This window comes from Acinetobacter bouvetii DSM 14964 = CIP 107468 (assembly GCF_000368865.1).
GTDB lineage: Bacteria > Pseudomonadota > Gammaproteobacteria > Pseudomonadales > Moraxellaceae > Acinetobacter > Acinetobacter bouvetii.
Genome location: NZ_KB849727.1, coordinates 1 through 18,406 on the forward strand (window position 1 = coordinate 1; position 18,406 = coordinate 18,406).

14 protein-coding genes, 2 tRNA genes, 3 rRNA genes, 1 pseudogene and 1 riboswitch are annotated in these 18,406 nt (G+C 43.2%); of the genes and pseudogenes, 11 read left to right on the top strand and 9 right to left on the bottom strand.

Annotated features, from left to right (window positions below; all coding sequences use genetic code 11):
- The 6 genes and pseudogenes from F941_RS07025 to F941_RS16205 form a co-directional block, all read left to right on the top strand.
- Positions 1–474: ribosomal RNA gene (locus F941_RS07025) — 16S ribosomal RNA — on the top strand; the annotation flags it as partial.
- Between the two features lie 59 nt (positions 475–533).
- Positions 534–610, top strand: a tRNA-Ile gene (locus F941_RS07030).
- 50 nt (positions 611–660) lie between these two features.
- A tRNA-Ala gene (locus F941_RS07035) sits at positions 661–736 on the top strand.
- A gap of 406 nt (positions 737–1,142) precedes the next feature.
- Positions 1,143–4,037 (top strand): 23S ribosomal RNA (locus tag F941_RS07040).
- 184 nt (positions 4,038–4,221) lie between these two features.
- Positions 4,222–4,336 (top strand): 5S ribosomal RNA (gene rrf, locus F941_RS07045).
- A gap of 90 nt (positions 4,337–4,426) precedes the next feature.
- Positions 4,427–4,651: pseudogene (locus tag F941_RS16205) on the top strand (DUF4256 domain-containing protein); the annotation flags it as partial.
- 5 nt (positions 4,652–4,656) lie between these two features.
- On the opposite strand, the gene F941_RS07050 reads toward F941_RS16205, so the two are convergent.
- The 6 genes from F941_RS07050 to F941_RS07075 form a co-directional block, all read right to left on the bottom strand.
- Complete coding sequence (locus F941_RS07050) at positions 4,657–5,160, bottom strand: lytic transglycosylase domain-containing protein (protein WP_005009505.1); 504 nt, start codon at positions 5,158–5,160, stop codon at positions 4,657–4,659.
- A 247-nt stretch (positions 5,161–5,407) separates the two neighbouring features.
- Entirely contained in the window at positions 5,408–5,896 is a 489-nt protein-coding gene (locus F941_RS07055) for a GNAT family N-acetyltransferase (protein ID WP_005009510.1), read from the bottom strand.
- A gap of 111 nt (positions 5,897–6,007) precedes the next feature.
- The gene (locus tag F941_RS07060; RefSeq protein WP_005009512.1) at positions 6,008–7,207 is read right to left on the bottom strand and encodes an acyl-CoA dehydrogenase family protein; all 1,200 of its coding nucleotides are present in this window, start codon (positions 7,205–7,207) and stop codon (positions 6,008–6,010) included.
- 23 nt (positions 7,208–7,230) lie between these two features.
- Positions 7,231–8,517 carry an acyl-CoA dehydrogenase family protein gene (locus tag F941_RS07065; RefSeq protein ID WP_171065519.1) on the bottom strand — a complete coding sequence of 429 codons (1,287 nt, stop codon included), beginning with the start codon at positions 8,515–8,517 and terminating at the stop codon, positions 7,231–7,233.
- 233 nt (positions 8,518–8,750) lie between these two features.
- Complete coding sequence (locus F941_RS07070) at positions 8,751–10,124, bottom strand: ABC1 kinase family protein (RefSeq protein WP_005009516.1); 1,374 nt, start codon at positions 10,122–10,124, stop codon at positions 8,751–8,753.
- 155 nt (positions 10,125–10,279) lie between these two features.
- On the bottom strand, positions 10,280–10,585 hold the full coding sequence (locus F941_RS07075; RefSeq protein ID WP_005009521.1) for a hypothetical protein: 306 nt from the start codon (positions 10,583–10,585) through the stop codon (positions 10,280–10,282).
- A 227-nt stretch (positions 10,586–10,812) separates the two neighbouring features.
- Between F941_RS07075 and F941_RS07080 the strand changes: the two genes are divergently transcribed.
- From F941_RS07080 to F941_RS07095, 4 genes are all read left to right on the top strand, one after another.
- Positions 10,813–11,193 carry a lysozyme inhibitor LprI family protein gene (locus F941_RS07080; protein WP_005009528.1) on the top strand — a complete coding sequence of 127 codons (381 nt, stop codon included), beginning with the start codon at positions 10,813–10,815 and terminating at the stop codon, positions 11,191–11,193.
- Between the two features lie 89 nt (positions 11,194–11,282).
- The gene (gene prmB / locus F941_RS07085) at positions 11,283–12,293 is read left to right on the top strand and encodes a 50S ribosomal protein L3 N(5)-glutamine methyltransferase (RefSeq protein ID WP_005009529.1); all 1,011 of its coding nucleotides are present in this window, start codon (positions 11,283–11,285) and stop codon (positions 12,291–12,293) included.
- A gap of 13 nt (positions 12,294–12,306) precedes the next feature.
- Positions 12,307–13,401, top strand: coding sequence for a chorismate synthase (gene aroC / locus F941_RS07090; RefSeq protein ID WP_005009530.1), 1,095 nt, complete (start codon positions 12,307–12,309; stop codon positions 13,399–13,401).
- 109 nt (positions 13,402–13,510) lie between these two features.
- The gene (locus F941_RS07095) at positions 13,511–14,056 is read left to right on the top strand and encodes a GNAT family N-acetyltransferase (RefSeq protein WP_005009531.1); all 546 of its coding nucleotides are present in this window, start codon (positions 13,511–13,513) and stop codon (positions 14,054–14,056) included.
- 115 nt (positions 14,057–14,171) lie between these two features.
- Here F941_RS07095 and F941_RS07100 read toward each other — a convergent pair whose 3' ends face one another.
- Together F941_RS07100 and F941_RS07105 are read right to left on the bottom strand one after the other, a co-directional pair.
- Entirely contained in the window at positions 14,172–14,696 is a 525-nt protein-coding gene (locus F941_RS07100; protein ID WP_005009533.1) for a hypothetical protein, read from the bottom strand.
- Between the two features lie 250 nt (positions 14,697–14,946).
- On the bottom strand, positions 14,947–15,723 hold the full coding sequence (locus F941_RS07105) for a uracil-DNA glycosylase family protein (RefSeq protein ID WP_005009537.1): 777 nt from the start codon (positions 15,721–15,723) through the stop codon (positions 14,947–14,949).
- A gap of 153 nt (positions 15,724–15,876) precedes the next feature.
- Positions 15,877–15,965, top strand: a riboswitch (glycine riboswitch).
- A gap of 146 nt (positions 15,966–16,111) precedes the next feature.
- Here F941_RS07105 and F941_RS07110 point away from each other — a divergent pair.
- The gene (locus F941_RS07110) at positions 16,112–17,356 is read left to right on the top strand and encodes a D-amino acid dehydrogenase (RefSeq protein ID WP_005009538.1); all 1,245 of its coding nucleotides are present in this window, start codon (positions 16,112–16,114) and stop codon (positions 17,354–17,356) included.
- A 72-nt stretch (positions 17,357–17,428) separates the two neighbouring features.
- On the opposite strand, the gene F941_RS07115 is transcribed toward F941_RS07110, so the two are convergent.
- Positions 17,429–18,163 carry an NPP1 family protein gene (locus F941_RS07115; RefSeq protein WP_081400536.1) on the bottom strand — a complete coding sequence of 245 codons (735 nt, stop codon included), beginning with the start codon at positions 18,161–18,163 and terminating at the stop codon, positions 17,429–17,431.
- Positions 18,164–18,406: the final 243 nt, after the last annotated feature.

Consider the following 18,406-nt stretch of genomic DNA (forward strand, 5'->3'; position numbering starts at 1 on the left):
TCGTGTCGTGAGATGTTGGGTTAAGTCCCGCAACGAGCGCAACCCTTTTCCTTATTTGCCAGCGGGTTAAGCCGGGAACTTTAAGGATACTGCCAGTGACAAACTGGAGGAAGGCGGGGACGACGTCAAGTCATCATGGCCCTTACGACCAGGGCTACACACGTGCTACAATGGTCGGTACAAAGGGTTGCTACCTAGCGATAGGATGCTAATCTCAAAAAGCCGATCGTAGTCCGGATTGGAGTCTGCAACTCGACTCCATGAAGTCGGAATCGCTAGTAATCGCGGATCAGAATGCCGCGGTGAATACGTTCCCGGGCCTTGTACACACCGCCCGTCACACCATGGGAATTTGTTGCACCAGAAGTAGGTAGTCTAACCGCAAGGAGGACGCTTACCACGGTGTGGCCGATGACTGGGGTGAAGTCGTAACAAGGTAGCCGTAGGGGAACCTGCGGCTGGATCACCTCCTTAACGAAAGATTGACGACCGGTAAGAATCCACAACAAGTTGTTCTTCATTGATGTATCTGAGGGTCTGTAGCTCAGTTGGTTAGAGCACACGCTTGATAAGCGTGGGGTCACAAGTTCAAGTCTTGTCAGACCCACCATTCTGACTAGCTGTACAGAAAGAAGATGCATTGAATCTAGATGATAAGCTGGGGACTTAGCTTAGTTGGTAGAGCGCCTGCTTTGCACGCAGGAGGTCAGGAGTTCGACTCTCCTAGTCTCCACCATATATCGCTTTGCGATATGGTTAAGTTAATAAATGAACAGTCAAAAGGCTGTTAGTTTAGTCCTTAAGCAAACGAAGTTTTAGATCCTAGAGATTAGCAAGTATAAGCGTTATGATACGCGGACTTGATAATCTCTGTGATTTATCACGGTTTCCTGACCTGACGAAGGCTGGAAAAATCATTAACAGAATATATTTGAGTTGAAATAATTTGTTCATACTCGTTTTAGTTAACTTAACAAGCAATTGTTAATGTTGAATGAAATGAGTTACTAGCGAAATTAACTGAATCAAGCGTTTTGGTATATGAATCTAATTGAAGCTGTACAGTGATTAAGTTCACAGAACTCTGAACTAAAATGTTGAAGATGCTACTTGTAGGCATCGTCGGCTGTTTGGGGTTGTATAGTCAAGTAATTAAGTGCATGTGGTGGATGCCTTGGCAGTCAGAGGCGATGAAAGACGTAATAGCCTGCGATAAGCTCCGGGGAGGCGGCAAATATCCTGTGATCCGGAGATTTCTGAATGGGGAAACCCACCTGTCATAAGGCAGGTATCATACACTGAATACATAGGTGTATGAGGCGAACGAGGGGAAGTGAAACATCTCAGTACCCTTAGGAAAAGAAATCAATTGAGATTCCCTCAGTAGCGGCGAGCGAACGGGGAACAGCCCATTAAGTCATATAAGTTCTAGTGGAATGCTCTGGGAAGTGCAACCATAGTGGGTGATAGTCCTGTACACGAAAGGGCTTATATGATGATGTCGAGTAGGGCGAGGCACGTGAAACCTTGTCTGAATATGGGGGGACCATCCTCCAAGGCTAAATACTCCTGACTGACCGATAGTGAACCAGTACCGTGAGGGAAAGGCGAAAAGAACCCCTGTGAGGGGAGTGAAATAGATCCTGAAACCGCATGCATACAAGCAGTGGGAGCCGGCTTAGTCCGGTGACTGCGTACCTTTTGTATAATGGGTCAGCGACTTACATTCAGTAGCGAGGTTAACCGAATAGGGGAGCCGTAGAGAAATCGAGTCTTAATAGGGCGTTTAGTTGCTGGGTGTAGACCCGAAACCGGGTGATCTATCCATGAGCAGGTTGAAGGTTGGGTAACACTAACTGGAGGACCGAACCCACTGTCGTTGAAAAGCCAGGGGATGACTTGTGGATAGGGGTGAAAGGCTAATCAAACTCGGTGATAGCTGGTTCTCCCCGAAAGCTATTTAGGTAGCGCCTCGGACGAATACCATTGGGGGTAGAGCACTGTTTCGGCTAGGGGGTCATCCCGACTTACCAAACCGATGCAAACTCCGAATACCAATGAGTACTATCCGGGAGACAGACTGCGGGTGCTAACGTCCGTAGTCAAGAGGAAAACAATCCAGACCGCCAGCTAAGGCCCCAAAATTATAGTTAAGTGGGAAACGATGTGGGAAGGCATAGACAGCTAGGAGGTTGGCTTAGAAGCAGCCACCCTTTAAAGAAAGCGTAATAGCTCACTAGTCGAGTCGGCCTGCGCGGAAGATGTAACGGGGCTAAAACTATATGCCGAAGCTGCGGATTTGCAATTTATTGCAAGTGGTAGGGGAGCGTTCTGTAAGCCGATGAAGGTGGATTGAGAAGTCTGCTGGAGGTATCAGAAGTGCGAATGCTGACGTGAGTAACGACAAAACGGGTGAAAAACCCGTTCGCTGAAAGACCAAGGGTTCCAGTCCAACGTTAATCGGGGCTGGGTGAGTCGACCCCTAAGGCGAGGCCGAGAGGCGTAGTCGATGGGAAATTGGTTAATATTCCAATACTTCTGTGTAATGCGATGAGAGGACGGAGTAAGTTAAGTCAGCCTGGCGTTGGTTGTCCAGGTGAAAGGATGTAGGCATGTATCTTAGGCAAATCCGGGGTACTCTATGCTGAGATCTGATAGCAAGCTGTACTTGTACAGTGAAGTGGCTGATACTATGCTTCCAGGAAAAGTCTCTAAGCTTCAGTTGCACAGGAATCGTACCCGAAACCGACACAGGTGGTCAGGTCGAGTAGACCAAAGCGCTTGAGAGAACTCTGCTGAAGGAACTAGGCAAAATGGTACCGTAACTTCGGGAGAAGGTACGCTGCCGGCGGTGATAGAACTTGCTTCTTGAGCTGCTGGCAGCCACAGAAACCAGGCCCCTGCAACTGTTTATTAAAAACATAGCACTCTGCAAACACGAAAGTGGACGTATAGGGTGTGATGCCTGCCCGGTGCTGGAAGGTTAATTGATGGGGTTAGCGTAAGCGAAGCTCTTGATCGAAGCCCCAGTAAACGGCGGCCGTAACTATAACGGTCCTAAGGTAGCGAAATTCCTTGTCGGGTAAGTTCCGACCTGCACGAATGGCATAATGATGGGGGCGCTGTCTCCAGCAGAGGCTCAGTGAAATCGAAATCGCCGTGAAGATGCGGTGTACCCGCGGCTAGACGGAAAGACCCCGTGAACCTTTACTGCAGCTTGACATTGAACTTTGATCTTACTTGTGTAGGATAGGTGGGAGGCTTTGAAACCGCGACGCTAGTTGCGGTGGAGCCAATCTTGAAATACCACCCTGGTAATATTGAGGTTCTAACTCTGCTCCATAATCTGGAGCGAGGACCATGTCTGGTGGGTAGTTTGACTGGGGCGGTCTCCTCCTAAAGAGTAACGGAGGAGTACGAAGGTGCGCTCAGCGTGGTCGGAAATCACGCGTAGAGTATAAAGGCAAAAGCGCGCTTAACTGCGAGACCCACAAGTCGAGCAGGTACGAAAGTAGGTCTTAGTGATCCGGTGGTTCTGTATGGAAGGGCCATCGCTCAACGGATAAAAGGTACTCTGGGGATAACAGGCTGATACCGCCCAAGAGTTCATATCGACGGCGGTGTTTGGCACCTCGATGTCGGCTCATCTCATCCTGGGGCTGAAGCAGGTCCCAAGGGTATGGCTGTTCGCCATTTAAAGAGGTACGCGAGCTGGGTTTAGAACGTCGTGAGACAGTTCGGTCCCTATCTACCGTGGGCGCTGGAAATTTGAGAGGATCTGCTCCTAGTACGAGAGGACCAGAGTGGACGAACCTCTGGTGTACCGGTTGTGACGCCAGTCGCATCGCCGGGTAGCTATGTTCGGAAGGGATAACCGCTGAAAGCATCTAAGCGGGAAGCCTACCTCAAGATAAGATTTCCCTAGGACTTTATGTCCTCTAAAGAGCCGTTGAAGACTACGACGTTGATAGGCTGGATGTGGAAGTGCGGTGACGCATGAAGCTGACCAGTACTAATTGCTCGTGAGGCTTGACTATACAACGCCCAAGCAGCTGTATATCATGCTTCAATTGATTCACATATAATCAATCAAACTTGATTTAGTTAAAAAGCTAGATACAATGAACAAATTAAATGAACTCAAGTACTTCTGTTAATAACTCATTTGACCAAGCAACGGCACTGAAAAGATAAGACCAAATGCAAAGTCATAACAGTTGTGCTGGCGACAATAGCAAGAGTGAACCACCTGATCCCTTCCCGAACTCAGAAGTGAAACCTCTTAGCGCTGATGGTAGTGTGGGGTTACCCATGTGAGAGTAAGTCATCGCCAGCTCATTATTCGAAAACACCCCCTGACTAGTGCAGGGGGTGTTTTTTTATGCGAAATAAAGAAAAATAGCAAATAATTGCCCGCGGTATGTCTGAAGAAATGGGTGTAACACTTTTAACAGAACATGAATATAGAGCGCTACAGGAAGAATTTAAGTTTGATTTAAAATCATCCAGCTGGGTATTAACCCCTTCAGCTATTCGAAGAAAGGGCGGAGCTATATTTTGCGATAATCGATATGGGCATGTATTTACATATCATAATGGTGCGCAGTCATACTACGCATCACGTGGATTCCGATGTAAGCTTCTTCTCTAATAACTCTATAAAGCGCTTTTTAAAATTTTCTGATGCTGTTTAACTTGTTTAGCATAGCGTTTGCCTTGCTTTTTCATACCCCGGTCAGAGTTATACCCAGTTGGTCCAACATTGTAATAGGCTAATGCTTTAGGCCATTCACCAGCTGTATTTTTATAGCGGGCAATAATATAGCTTCCACATTGAATATTAGTGTATTCGTCAAATAAATCACCAGGACAGTTGTTTTGCCAATAGCGGGGAATAATCTGTGTCAGTCCAACTGCACCAGCAGGTGATGAAGCATAACTGCGGTAACTTGATTCTTGTCTAATTACAGCAGCTAAAAGCAATGGATCTAAATCATAGCGTTCAGCACTTTGTACAATCATTGGCGATACGCGATTAGCCATATTAGGATCAACTGAATAGGCGCGTTGGATTCCTGCAGAAAGTTTTGCCGCGCGTTTCTCAACTGATCCACCGCCAAGAGATGAGCAGCCTGTAAAAACGGTTGCTGTAATCAGCATGCATAATGATTTCACAGTGATGTTTTTGGAAAAATGAAGCATATTTATGTATTTTGGTTGCTGAATTGAAGTGAACAAAATATTTACTGTCGAGTCTTTAAATTAATTCAAAATATTATTCAGCATTATGTGAGCAGTCAATTGTTTCGAAAGCTGAAGCTGTGTTGAATTTGTTAAGCGAACACAGTTGCCATGAGTAATGGCGAAAATTGTTTGCTAAGAAAATCATAAGCTGCGGTTGAGCAGCTTATATTAAACTTTTCAGCATCCAGATTTCACAGGCATGGCTATGTCCAGTATTGCCTTTGGGGGCAGATAAATGCTGGAAACCCAGTTTTTCGTAGAGTTTAACTGCCTGCCATAAATTGGTGGTGGTTTCTAAATAGCAAAAATGAATGCCATGTTTTGCGGCAAATTCAAAAGCAAGGGATAAAATTTGCTTTGCAAATCCATGACCGCGAATTTCAGCACTAAAGTACATTTTTTGTATTTCTAAAATATTAGAATCACCCTGTAGCGGGGAAATGCCTCCACCGCCTAAAATGACTCCGTGATTGTTTTCAATCACCCAATAGTGTGCATTTTTCTGTTGGTAAACGTCATAAAGGTTATCCAATATGGGGTCTGCAACTGCAAAGCCAGATTCGGCAGCAAGTCCGAATTCTTCCGAAACTTCACGGATGACACTGGCAATTTGAGCATTGTCTTTTTGTTCAATAGTGCGGATTTTGTACATATAAAGTTTGGGATAAAAAACAGTAAAGATGGATTGTTATAGTATGTTTTACTGTAAAAATCCATCTTTAAATGAAATTAAGAATAGCTTAGCTTAGTGCTTTGAAAAAAGTTATTTGAGTTCGCTGGAAGATTTTCCTAGTTCACGCCGCGCGATAATAAGTTGCTGAATTTGCTGCGTGCCTTCAAAAATATCTAAAATTTTAGAATCCCGTGCCCATTTTTCTAGAAGCTCATCTTCGTTATAGCCTACACTTGCTGCTAACTCTACGCATTTAAGCGTAATTTCATTGCTTACACGGCCTGCTTTTGCTTTGGCAATTGAGGCTTCACGTGAGTTTGGCTTTTTGTTGTCAGCCATCCAAGCAGCTTTAAGCATCAGTAAACGGGCTGCTTCCCATTCAGCCTCCATATGGTAGATTTGAGCGGCTAAATTTGAGGTCTGTAAATAGGGAGTCGCATATTGCTCATTCAGCTCATCTTTAAAGATTTCCTTAATGCGTTCTAACGATGCTTTTGCACAGCCAACTGCCATGGCTGCAACGAGTGGACGGGTATTGTCAAAGGTTTCCATGACGCCTGCAAATCCCTTGGCAACATCAATTTCAGCATTTCCCAATAAATTAGCAGCAGGCACCCGGCAGTCGATGAAACTGATGGCTGCTGTATCAGAAGCTTTAATGCCGAGTTTGTGTTCTAAGCGTTCAATCTTCATGCCAGGCGTTCCTTTTGCCACGACAAAAGATTTAATGGCGGAACGTCCTAATTTCTTATCCAATGTCGCCCAGACAACAACCGAATCTGCACGCTCACCAGAAGTAACAAAAATTTTTTCACCATTGAGGATATAGTCATCGCCATCTTTTATGGCAGTCGTACGGATTGCTGCAGAGTCAGAACCGCAATTGGGTTCAGTAATCGCCATTGCGGCCCATGTTCCATTAAAGCGTTGCAGCTGTTCCTCATTCGCAACGGCTGCAATTGCTGAGTTGCCAAGCCCTTGACGGGGCATGCTTAGCAGCAGTCCTGTATCGCCATAACACATTTCAATGATGCTGAGTGCTGTAGACATATTGACGCCATTTTTATTGCCAGAATCCGTATCACCGCGCTTATTTACAGCTGCGCCGGCATTCATGCCATCACCGCCTTCATTCATGCCATCGACTAGAGCTGACAGCATGTCTAATTCTTTGGGGTAGTCATGTTCGGCTTTGTCATATTTTCGGGAAATTGGGCGCAATACATTCAGAGCAACTTCATGTGCTTGATCAATAAGCATTTTGAATTTTTTAGGGTTTTGCAAGTTCATTGATTTATTCCTTTTAATGCTGATTAGGCATGCAGGCCGGAGTGCATGATGGCAGTCGCGCGCAGGTCACGGTACCAGCGCTCTACAGGATGTTCTTTGGTAAAGCCATGACCGCCAAGAATTTGCACGCCATCTGTGCCAATTTTCATGGATTTTTCTGCGCAGAGCAGGCGCGCCAAGTATGCTTCACGGTGGAAAGGCTTGCCGGATTCAGCCAAGCTTGCGGCATTCAATACCAGCATGCGCATTGCATCAATTTCAATTGCCATATCGGCAATCATGAAGGCAACGCTTTGACGGTGTGAAATAGGTTCGCCAAATGCAGTGCGTTCATTTGCATATTGAATGCAGTATTTTTTAACGGCTTCGCATGTGCCAATCGCCATTGCGCACCACATTAAATTGCCTAAGTTCAAGAAAGCAGCATAATCAAAATCGTCATCGCCTAGCCGTTCAGCAGGTGTATTATCAAAATGCAGGGTGACTGTTTCTGCGGCTTTTAATCCCATGGCGGGGGTCTTTTTGACAGTAATGCAGTGATTTCGGGTAACGGCAAATACATCAGGCCGGCCTTCAAATTCAGCGGAAACCAGCAGCACATCAGCCGATTCACCTAATAAAACCAGTGTTTTTTCGCCAGTAATGCTGTACAGGCCATTATTTTCAACGGCTTTCGTTTTTAACTTAAAGGGATTAAAAGCCGGTGTAGCTTCCTGTACTGCAAAGCTGCCTTGAATTTCAGCATCTTCTGCAAAACTCGGCAAATATTTGGATTGAATCTGCTCAGAGCCCCATTGTGTAATCGCATTGATGACGCTGAAAGTGGAAAGCAGGCCGGCACTTAAGCTAAAGTCACCTTGAGCCAATTGCTCGGCAATTAAGATATTGCTGATGATATTTTTTTCTGCGGCAACACCGCCGAGCGCTTCGGGCAATGCATAGAAATTCAGGCCCAGTTCAATACTGTACTGATATAGCTCTGATGGAAATTTTTCATTTTGATCTGCACTTTGCGCCAAAGGATAAAGCACTTCTCGCGCAAATTGCGCCATGGCGTCCGAAGTCATCTGCTGTTCTTCAGATAAGCTTAAATCAAATAATGACTTTGATTGATTTGGTAAACGCTGTTTATGTATATTATTTTGCGGTTTAAATACCTTTTGAGTTTTATTCAGTGTTTTAAATCCAGCTTTAGAGCCTTGGTACAGTGATTTTTCGACAAATTTTCTTAATTTGAGTTGATCTAATACATCACTGCCGGCAATTTTTGTGAGCAATGACAGCCCAAATCCTTGCGCTTTATTTACCATATCATTCATTTTTGTTTTTCCAGAAAGAAATGTTTTTCTAAATTTATGCTGACATGCGGATTGTAAAAATACCATGTCAAAACTGACATAGTTCATTGTCATTGATGAGCGGATAACATTTGAAGAAATATATGTTTAATAAATTGATTTTTAGTTATTTAATTTTTTTCGTATTTTGGAATTTACAATAGGAATTGACCTGAATGACAAAGGTCATTCAGGTCGGAAACCGTTTATTTGTATTTTTGGATCATTTTTCTGACATTGGTTTTAGCTTCAATGACGGTCATGAATGTGTAGGCGCCGATAAATTTCCGGCTGATAAACATGAACTCTTTCGGTGGAACACTGAAATAGCGGGATGCCATCGATTTAGAAGCCTGCTGCATGACACGGCTATGCAGCTGGCTTTTTTTCCAGTCATAGCGGTTCTGTTCATCCATTACGCCGGCAGGCAGGTCCGCATTATTGAGCGGGGTGCTGAATGCTTCGGTCGCCAGCAGGAAAACTTTGGCCATATCCGGCTTGATGCTTTGCGGAATAGAGTCGAAGAAGCTGTATCCTGTCATTGCATTTACCATTTCATCAGCATTGTGATTAAATCCTGCAAAAATAAGATTGTGCGCAACTTTCAGCAAATGCTGATCAAATTGGCGGATGGCGCCAAAATCCAACAGCACAATTTTGTCTTGCACATCTAATCCATTGCCTAAACGGACTAAATAGTTGCCGAAGTTTGGATCGGTTTGCATTTCACCCCATTCAAACAGTTCACGTACTGCAATTTCAAGTGAAGCCTCACCTAAAGCATTGCGGCGTTCTTGCGGCAAAGACAGCATGACAGGGCTGTTGATGGGTACGCCGCGTTCGAAGGTCATGCACAGTACTTGATCGGTGCAATATTCATCAATAATCTGCGGGACGATATAGCGCGGATCATCTTTCAGGCGTGAGGCAAAACGGCGCGTAGTCTCAGACTCAATTTTGTAATTGACTTCACGATGCATCATTTCACGCACTTCATCAAACCATTGATCAAATTCGCGGGTTTGCGGCACCATTCGAGTGAGTTTCAGCATATTCCGGAAGAGATTCATATCTGAATCTATGGCATCTGCTACCCCTGGATATTGTATTTTTAAAACAATTTCTAAGCCGTCAGATTTACGGACTGCACGGTGAACTTGCGCCAATGATGCAGTACCCAGCGGTTCACGGTCTATGGTCAGCTCATCTAGCTTAGAACCCAGCTGAACATGCAGCTGTTCTTTAATTGCAGGCCATGCCAATGCTATTGTTTGATTATTCAGTGTATTTAGGGCTTGCGTAATTTCTTCTGGCAGAAAATGCTCGCCATACAATGCCATCATTTGGCCAATCTTTACAATTGAACCTTTTAGCTTGCCAATTTCGGCAACTAAATAGTCCGCCTGTTCTTTCATGGCCTTCTTGCGTTTACGTTCTTTTTCTTCCTCACTGGAAAAAATAGAGGTAGCATTTGATGCAGCCCAGCGGGTTCCTGCCAGCAAAGATGCTTTTGCAATCGATAAGCGTCGATCCATTGAAGATGTTTTCAGCTGTTTGAGCTTATCGTTCTGATCTGACATGTAAACTAAATCCTTTAATCAGCAAATAGCAGAATAATTCATTGTAGCGAATCTTACCGTGTCTGCGCGTATTAAAAAAGTTTAACGTGCTGAATAACCAGTAAAGTTATGCAGCTTAAAGAATGAAACTGCTTAAAAGAAAGGCAGTGGATTGCTTAAATATTAAATTTAATTTTCATTTCTGATTTTTGCTGCAAAAGCAGTTTGTTGTCCTGCACATGCTGGCAAATAAGCTTTTTGACAGATTGATGCTTAAAGCCGCTTGCGTAGCCTTTCACAATAATAATGCTGGGCAGGCTAAAAAACAGATGTTTTGCATCTTCCAAAGTAGGCATGGTGAAAATGCCGTTTTCAATTAGAACCTGCTGAAAGTACTGTTTTTCTTCAATGACTTTGGGAGAGAGTGAATCATTCCAGTAACTTTGACGCATCGCCATCAGGTTATTGTGTTTGTAGCTCATAAGTAAAGAATGCTGTTTAAAGTGGCAATTATTCAAAATAAATGAGGGCTTTATTTGGGGTTTCAATGTGCAGGCAGATTTTTTAAATGTGAATAAAATGCCGGTCAGAATTTTTGCTTCGTATTTCAGGCTTTCATTGTTCAATTCTACAATTGAATCCTGTAGTATTTGAGAAATTAAAAGAAAAGCTTTTGTGATATGCCTTCTATTCAGGCAAGGGGATAATAATGCGTTTTTGGGGTTTAATGTTCATCAGCCTCGCGGCTTTAAGTACAAGCTCTGTGTTTGCAGCTGGCGTAACCAAAAAATATCAGCAGTGCATGACAGGTACTTATGGAAATACAGATACAATTCAAGATTGTATTAAAGATGAATTAAAAATTCAGCAAAAAAGCTTAGATAAATACTATAAAAAATATTTGAAAAATTCAGGTGAGTTTGAAGCGAATTATATAACACAGCATAAGCTGTGGGCATTCCGCGTTAATAACGTTTGCGGTTCAAATACAGTTTCGGTGCATGCCGTTATTCAGCAGCAGAAATGCATTTTAGGCATGACTGCAGATCGGGCTGAATTTTATAAGAACAAGACCCGGACATTCGAATAATTCACTATTCTCGGTTTGAAAGCTTAATATAACCACCAAAACTAAGGTATCATAAGGCGTTTAAAAATATGACCTTGGAGACGCCTTAAGTGGATCGACCGACTATTAGCCCTGAACATATGCAGGAAGCCGCTGAAAATTTAACAACTATTCGTGATTTTATCCGTTTTGGTGTTTCAGCTTTACGTCAATACGATGCACATTTAGGTCAAGGTACAGAAGATTATTTTGCTGAAAGTTCAGCACTGGTGTTGCAAACTTTGTCATTGGACTGGAATGCCAATCCTGAAATTCTAGACGCCAAAGTGCTGCCTAGCGAAGCTGCTGAATTCTTGGCGCTGCTGGAACGCCGCATCAATGAAAAAGTTCCAACGTCATATCTATTGAATTTGGCGTATTTCTTTGGCAAGCCATTTTATGTGGATGAGCGGGTACTGATTCCGCGTTCACCAATTGCAGAGCTGATAGAAAACCGTTTTGCTCCATATTGCTTGGGTGAAAATGGTGAAATTGGCGCAGCCGTTAACAACTTGCCGGAAAATCCACACCCTAAAACGCCGCAGCGCATTTTAGATATGTGCACAGGTTCAGGCTGTATCGCTATTGCGCTGGCTTATGCATTCCCTGAATCAGAAGTGGATGCAACTGACTTATCGAAAGAAGCGTTGGAAGTTGCTCAAATTAACTGTGAACATCATGATAAGCAGTATCAGATTGGATTGCTTGAATCTGATTTGTTTGAAAAAATTCCAGCTGAAAATCAATATGATTTAATCGTGTCGAATCCTCCATATGTAGATGCGGAAGATATGGCGGACTTACCTGAAGAATTCCATCATGAACCTGAATTAGCATTGGCTGCCGGTCAAGATGGTCTGGATTTGGTGCGTAAAATGCTGGCTCAGGCTGCTGATTATTTAACCGAAGACGGTTTGATTGTGATCGAAGTCGGCAATTCTGAATGGGCGATGCGTCAAAATTTCAACACCGTTGATTTTCACTGGCTGCAGTTTCAAAAAGGCGGTACCGGTATTTTCGCTTTAACGGCCGAGCAGTGCCGTACATACAGAGATTTATTCCTCCAATCTATTCAAGCTTAAGGAGCCGTTAAACATGGCTGGCAATAGTATAGGGCAATTATTCCGTGTGACGACCTGCGGCGAATCACATGGCGCAGGATTAATGGCCATTGTGGACGGTGTTCCGCCAGGCCTCGCGCTGTCTGCAGAAGATTTGCAAAAAGATTTGGACCGCCGCAAGCCAGGCACATCTAAATTTGCAACCCAACGCAAAGAGCCGGATGAGGTAGAAATCATTTCAGGTATTTTTGAAGGTAAAACAACGGGTACATCTATTGGCCTGCTGATCCGCAATACCGATCAAAAATCTAAAGATTACGGCAATATTGCTCATACTTTCCGCCCCGGCCATGCCGATTATACGTATACGCAAAAGTACGGCTTCCGTGATTACCGGGGCGGCGGACGTTCTAGCGCACGTGAAACTGCGATGCGTGTTGCTGCTGGCGCAATTGCGAAGAAATGTCTATTTGAAAAATTCGGCATTGAAATCCGCGGGCATGTGACTCAAATCGGTACTGAAAAAGCTGAAAAACTGGATTGGAATGAAGTTCCGAATAATCCATTTTTCTGCGGTGATGCAGATGCTGTGCCTCGTTTTGAAGCCTTGGTCACTTCACTTCGTGAACAAGGCACCAGCTGCGGTGCAAAATTAGAAATTATTGCATCGAAAGTGCCTGTAGGCTGGGGTGAACCTGTATTTGACCGTTTAGATGCAGACATTGCACATGCCATGATGTCCATCAATGCGGTAAAAGGTGTAGAAATCGGTGACGGTTTTGGCGTTGCCGAGCAGTTTGGCCACGAAACACGTGATGAGTTGACGACGGATGGATTTCTTGCGAACCATGCGGGCGGCATATTGGGCGGAATTTCGAGCGGTCAGGACATTCGTGTTGCCATAGCATTGAAGCCGACAGCTTCAATTACCACGCCAGGTAAAACCATCACGATCAATCGTGAAAATGCCGATGTGCTGACCAAAGGCCGCCATGATCCTTGTGTTGGCGTGCGAGCCACACCTATTGCAGAAGCTATGCTGGCCATAGTGCTGATGGATCACTTCATGCGCCATCGCGCGCAAAATGCTGATGTGATTGCGCCATTTGCGCCGATTGAGCCCAACTGATTATCATTTTGATGCTAAAAAGGCCAGACAATTGTCTGGCCTTTTATTTTAAAGAGACGCATGATGCGCTATAAAAGAACAATACATTAGAAAAAATTGCAGTAGAAATATGATAAAGCCGAATTTTAGACTGGCGCACGTGGATGACTTGGCTTACCTGACTGAAATGATAAATCAGGCATACCGCAGCAATACGGGCCAAAGCTGGACCAATGAAGCTGCTATTGTAGATGGTTTGCGGATAAGCCAGGCACAATTGCAGGAAAGCATGAGGCAGCCTAATTTTGAGATTTGGGTATTAGAGGGAAAGCTACAGAATCCATTGCGCATATTGGGATGCATAGGATTAACAAAAAATTTAAATTCTCTTGAAATCGGCAGTTTTTGTGTAGATCCATTTTTGCAGAATATGGGGCTAGGCAAGGCGCTGTTGAATTTTGCAGAGCGTTACGTTGAGCAGAATTATTCTGAAATTAAAGTGCTGGACATGCATGTATTGAATGTCAGATCTGAGCTTATTGCCTTTTATGAGCGGTGCGGTTATACGAGAACATTGAATATTGAAAATTATCCGATAGATGCCAATGTAGGCGTGCCGCTTGTCGATTTGCACTTAGTGCATTTACAGAAAAAAATAGGCAGCCTGACGGCTTAGCAGTGTGAAGGATGGAATAAATAATTTTCATTGAGTAGAAAAGGCGCATTAACTAATGCGCCAAAGGAACATTTAAAAAATTTGCGAGCGTTTTTAAGTGCAGAAAGGTTTTGCCTCAATATGCGCGAAGGAATAAGCGGTAAGCTTTTGATGGAGTGCCATTACTCAGCATAGCATGTGAAATGTCTCCTTGATTCGAGCTGAGCAGCACCTGAATATCTTTTGCATTTCTAAAGCGGGTCAAAAGGCTTGATGGCACATGCACGGTATTTGATGAATCAATGACATTCGAATTTTCTAACTGACGGTATGATGCAGCGCCGATGGTGCTGTAAGAGTATTTTTTACCATCAACAACAAACGTAAATTCGTTTAACTCTATTTGGTTCGGGCTGTAAATGTGAATGGAAAGATCGTTTGCGCCTTGGCGTTTAGTCCAATCAATTGCGAGTTCCGGACAGCCGGGAATATTTTCACAAAGCAGCGGGCCACGTGTTGTCGTACGCGTCACAGCTTTAGAGTTTTCAACAGCTTTAACTCCTTGCGCGATGGATGCTGGCGTTGAGCCTGATTTAGACGGCACAACAATACAGCCTGACAGCAATGCTGTGAGGCAGGCAATAAGCAGACAGTTTTTCATTTTTAATCCTATAAAACTTTATTTTTATTAAGCTGTATTTATTTTGCTGGCTATAATCACATATAAATAATAAAAAGTAAAATTAATCACATTATTGGATATGCATTTGATAGATATATTTTTAAGTATTTGTTTTAATTCATCTTAATTCAATTGCGTGCTGTCAAATTGTCATTTTGATGCACTGTAGGGCAGCAAAAAATTCAGAATGATTACTGTGCATACCCGTCAAACGTATGATTTTGCATGCTTAAGGCAAATTTAGCTTCTTTATCTTATCTAAAAGCCGGTTCTTTGCTTGATCAATCATCACTGCGTTGGTCGCCGGTGATAATTCGGCCGCCGTTTTTTCACCTAAAAAGTATTTAATGCGTTCAGCATTGGCGCCAGAAGGATGCGGAAAACCGTCCAAAATTTGTTCTTCACGTAAATAGCCTAAGTTTGATAAAGCATAAAGCACTTCAACTGCACTGGAACCGAAAGGGATATAGATGGCGTTAGGCAATTGTGCAATTTCAGGCAAGAAGTACGTTTTTATATGCTGGTTTAAAAAGTCATTCTTCAGCATATTGGGATTGGCGCCAGTATAATTTTTACCTTTGACGAGAATGCATTGATGCAGCACAGAAGTCATATGAACCAAAGACTGCTGTTCATTAAATAAAAGTTCCGTTCCTGAAATGCCAAGCACCTGCGGCAGGTCAATAGAATCTAAGATTTTAACTAAATTTTTGCGCATAGGCCCGCTGAAAGCGCTGGCGGCTTTTGCCAGCTTGAGAATCTCATCTGTATCTAATCCTTGCTTGAGGGCATCTTGCGCCGTTTGCAAAGCATTGCGCCATTGCAGCTGACCTGGGCAGATGCCGACCAGTACAATTTTTGCCTCAGTATTGATTGCATCAAAAGGAGCATAATAACTGTCCAAATTTCCAGATGTTCCAAGGTGCAATATGGATGAGTGTGTCAATTCATCAATGGAATGCTGCAAAATTTTATCTGAAAAATCCTTGAAACTGTAAGCGTGCATTGTCTGGATAGCTGTTAAAAGCGGAGAAACTCAATTCTATACTTTATCAGTGCTGCTGGAAAAGCTGAACATTACATTTTGGACTGCGGGCTGAAATATGAAATTAAAAAAAATTGCTTGGATCTGGTATAAAAATTGCTCATATTATAGAGAGCAATTATTGCAGGAGAGAAGCGCTCAATGCGCTCGCCGAAGGAGCAAAGCCTCAGGAAACTCTCAGGCAAAAGGACTGCAATAATTGAAAAAATCTGGAGAGAAGCATTTAAAAGAGAATGCTCACCGAAGGAGGAAGATGAATCTGAAATCATTCAGCTTCATTGAAGCTCTCAGGTACCCAAACAGATGAGGCGCAATGATTTGAAATGCTTTTGCATTTTAAGGAGTGCCTATGTGCCGTATAGCAGTGATTGGTGCGGGAATTACCGGTGTTACAACAGCCTATGAGCTTAGCCTTTTGGGTTATCATGTTACTGTAATAGATAAGCATTTGTATCCGGCAATGGAGACATCATTTGCCAATGGCGGACAGCTGTCTGCATGCAATGCAGAAGTTTGGAATCAAAAGGCAACGGTGCTTAAAGGCATTAAATGGATGTCGGAAAAGTCTGCACCCTTGCTTTTGAACCCCAGTTTCAGTGTGCATAAATATGCATGGCTGATGGAATTTTTAGGCAATATCAAGCACTATAAAGAAAACACTCAAGAAACAGTCAGGATGGCGTTATTGGCCCGGCAGCGGCTGTTTGAAATTGCAGAAAAAGAAAGTATCGATTTTAATTTGGAAAAACGCGGGATTTTGCATTTTTACTATACTAAAGCAGATTATGAAACTGCAATTAGGGTTAATACACTGCTATGTGAAGGCGGTTTGGAACGCTATGCAGTAAGCCATGATGAAATTAAATCAATTGAGCCAAGTTTAACGGGAAATTATTACGGCGGATTCTATTGTCCAGGAGATGCAACTGGCGATATTCACAAATTTACGGCTGGCTTGGCGCGGGTCACACAGCAAAATGGTGTGGAATATTTATTTGGTCAGGAAGTCATATCCATTCAGCATTATGAGCAAGGGATCAGTATTCAGCTTAAAGCCAGCGATGAAAATATGGATGCAGATGCAGGCATCATTGAAGTATTGAATGCTGACGCTGTCGTGGTATGCGGCGGTGTGGGCAGTTATCAGCTAGCGGACATGCTGGGTGACCGTGTAAATATTTACCCTGTTAAGGGATATTCGATTACTGTTGAGCTGCGGGATGAATACAGTCAAAAATATGCGCCGTGGGTGAGTTTGCTGGATGAAAGCGCCAAAATTGTCACTTCGCGATTAGGTTCTGACCGTTTGCGTGTTGCAGGAACGGCAGAATTTAATGGCTACAACCGTGATATCCGCTCTGACCGGATACAGCCCTTGGTCGATTGGGTGAACCGCAACTTCAATTTATCCACTGAATTTTCTGTACCGTGGGCAGGGCTGCGCCCGATGATGCCAAATATGATGCCCATCGTAAATCGCGGTAAGCGCGAACGTGTTTTTTACAATACGGGACATGGGCATTTAGGTTGGACGCTGTCAGCGGCAACAGCGGCTATGATTAGCCAACAGGTTGCTCAAGCACACCGTATATAAAAGATAATTGAGCAGTACGTAAATAATTTTAGAGAGGATAATGAAGGCGCATGAAAATGCGCCTTCTGAATATTATTTGAAAGTTACTTGATCTTTTTTCCAAGAATCTGGGAGCCACTTATTGATGTAGTCAACATTTCCCACTTTTAAATTAATCCCGCCATTGTGCCATTTTTTCAAGATGGCAATGTATTGAGATGGCAGTGTTGCTTGTTCAGGTTGTTCTTTATATTCAATGTAGACACTATTGTCCTCGCCAAACCATTTACCATTTGGCGTTGGATTTGTTGCCTTAGGGACAAATTGTCCATCTTGTTTTTTGCCGTCATATTTGCTGAAATCATGAGTTCCTTTATGCATCACGTATTTTAAAGGAAAGGTATTGGGTTGATTTAATAGATGAGGCACCTCTTGGCTTGGGTATTGTTTCACTTCTGTATGCTGTGACGCGCCTACATATTCAACTTTCTTATTTTTGATATAAAGTAGTGCATGTTCCCATTCATGTTTGTGCCCAAATGTAGGGGTAATAATGCCTACATCTTTTACAGCATACATGCCAAAAATCCGGACTATATACTGATTGCCATTTTTTTCAGTTTTATATTCTTTAACAATAACTTTAGCTCTATCTAATTGATCGTTGTATGCGCATTTACTATCATAAGGTTTTTCATTTGGCATACCGGGATTTGGCTGTAATTGTCCGGAAATTGTAGCAACTGGACTGGAAAGTAGGCAGCCATCATTTCCAAAACCAAAAACGACTTTGGCATTAAGTTGGCCAAAGTTAAAAGGTTGGGGCAGTGATTCAGGAGAAACAGTCGCACATGCAGGCTGGCTGCTATTTTCTACACATGTAGCAGGCTGCTATGCTTGAGTTTGGGAAGAGATTGCTGCAATGCAAAGTGAACCGAAAAGTAATTTAATATTCATTGTTTACCCCTTATAAATTCTATGAAAACTATAAAGGGCTAAAAAAAGGTTTAGAATACCTAATAATAAGTATTTGAAGATTAAGAGCTGAAATTCATGAATTCAGCAAAAACA

Coding starts and splice junctions, on each gene's coding strand:
- F941_RS07050 (WP_005009505.1), bottom strand. CDS start 5,160: ATGCTGATTACAGCAACCGTTTTTACAGGCTGCTCATCTCTTGGCGGT.
- F941_RS07055 (WP_005009510.1), bottom strand. CDS start 5,896: ATGTACAAAATCCGCACTATTGAACAAAAAGACAATGCTCAAATTGCC.
- F941_RS07060 (WP_005009512.1), bottom strand. CDS start 7,207: ATGAACTTGCAAAACCCTAAAAAATTCAAAATGCTTATTGATCAAGCA.
- F941_RS07065 (WP_171065519.1), bottom strand. CDS start 8,517: ATGGTAAATAAAGCGCAAGGATTTGGGCTGTCATTGCTCACAAAAATT.
- F941_RS07070 (WP_005009516.1), bottom strand. CDS start 10,124: ATGTCAGATCAGAACGATAAGCTCAAACAGCTGAAAACATCTTCAATG.
- F941_RS07075 (WP_005009521.1), bottom strand. CDS start 10,585: ATGAGCTACAAACACAATAACCTGATGGCGATGCGTCAAAGTTACTGG.
- F941_RS07080 (WP_005009528.1), top strand. CDS start 10,813: ATGCGTTTTTGGGGTTTAATGTTCATCAGCCTCGCGGCTTTAAGTACA.
- aroC (WP_005009530.1), top strand. CDS start 12,307: ATGGCTGGCAATAGTATAGGGCAATTATTCCGTGTGACGACCTGCGGC.
- F941_RS07095 (WP_005009531.1), top strand. CDS start 13,511: ATGATAAAGCCGAATTTTAGACTGGCGCACGTGGATGACTTGGCTTAC.
- F941_RS07100 (WP_005009533.1), bottom strand. CDS start 14,696: ATGAAAAACTGTCTGCTTATTGCCTGCCTCACAGCATTGCTGTCAGGC.
- F941_RS07105 (WP_005009537.1), bottom strand. CDS start 15,723: ATGCACGCTTACAGTTTCAAGGATTTTTCAGATAAAATTTTGCAGCAT.
- F941_RS07110 (WP_005009538.1), top strand. CDS start 16,112: ATGTGCCGTATAGCAGTGATTGGTGCGGGAATTACCGGTGTTACAACA.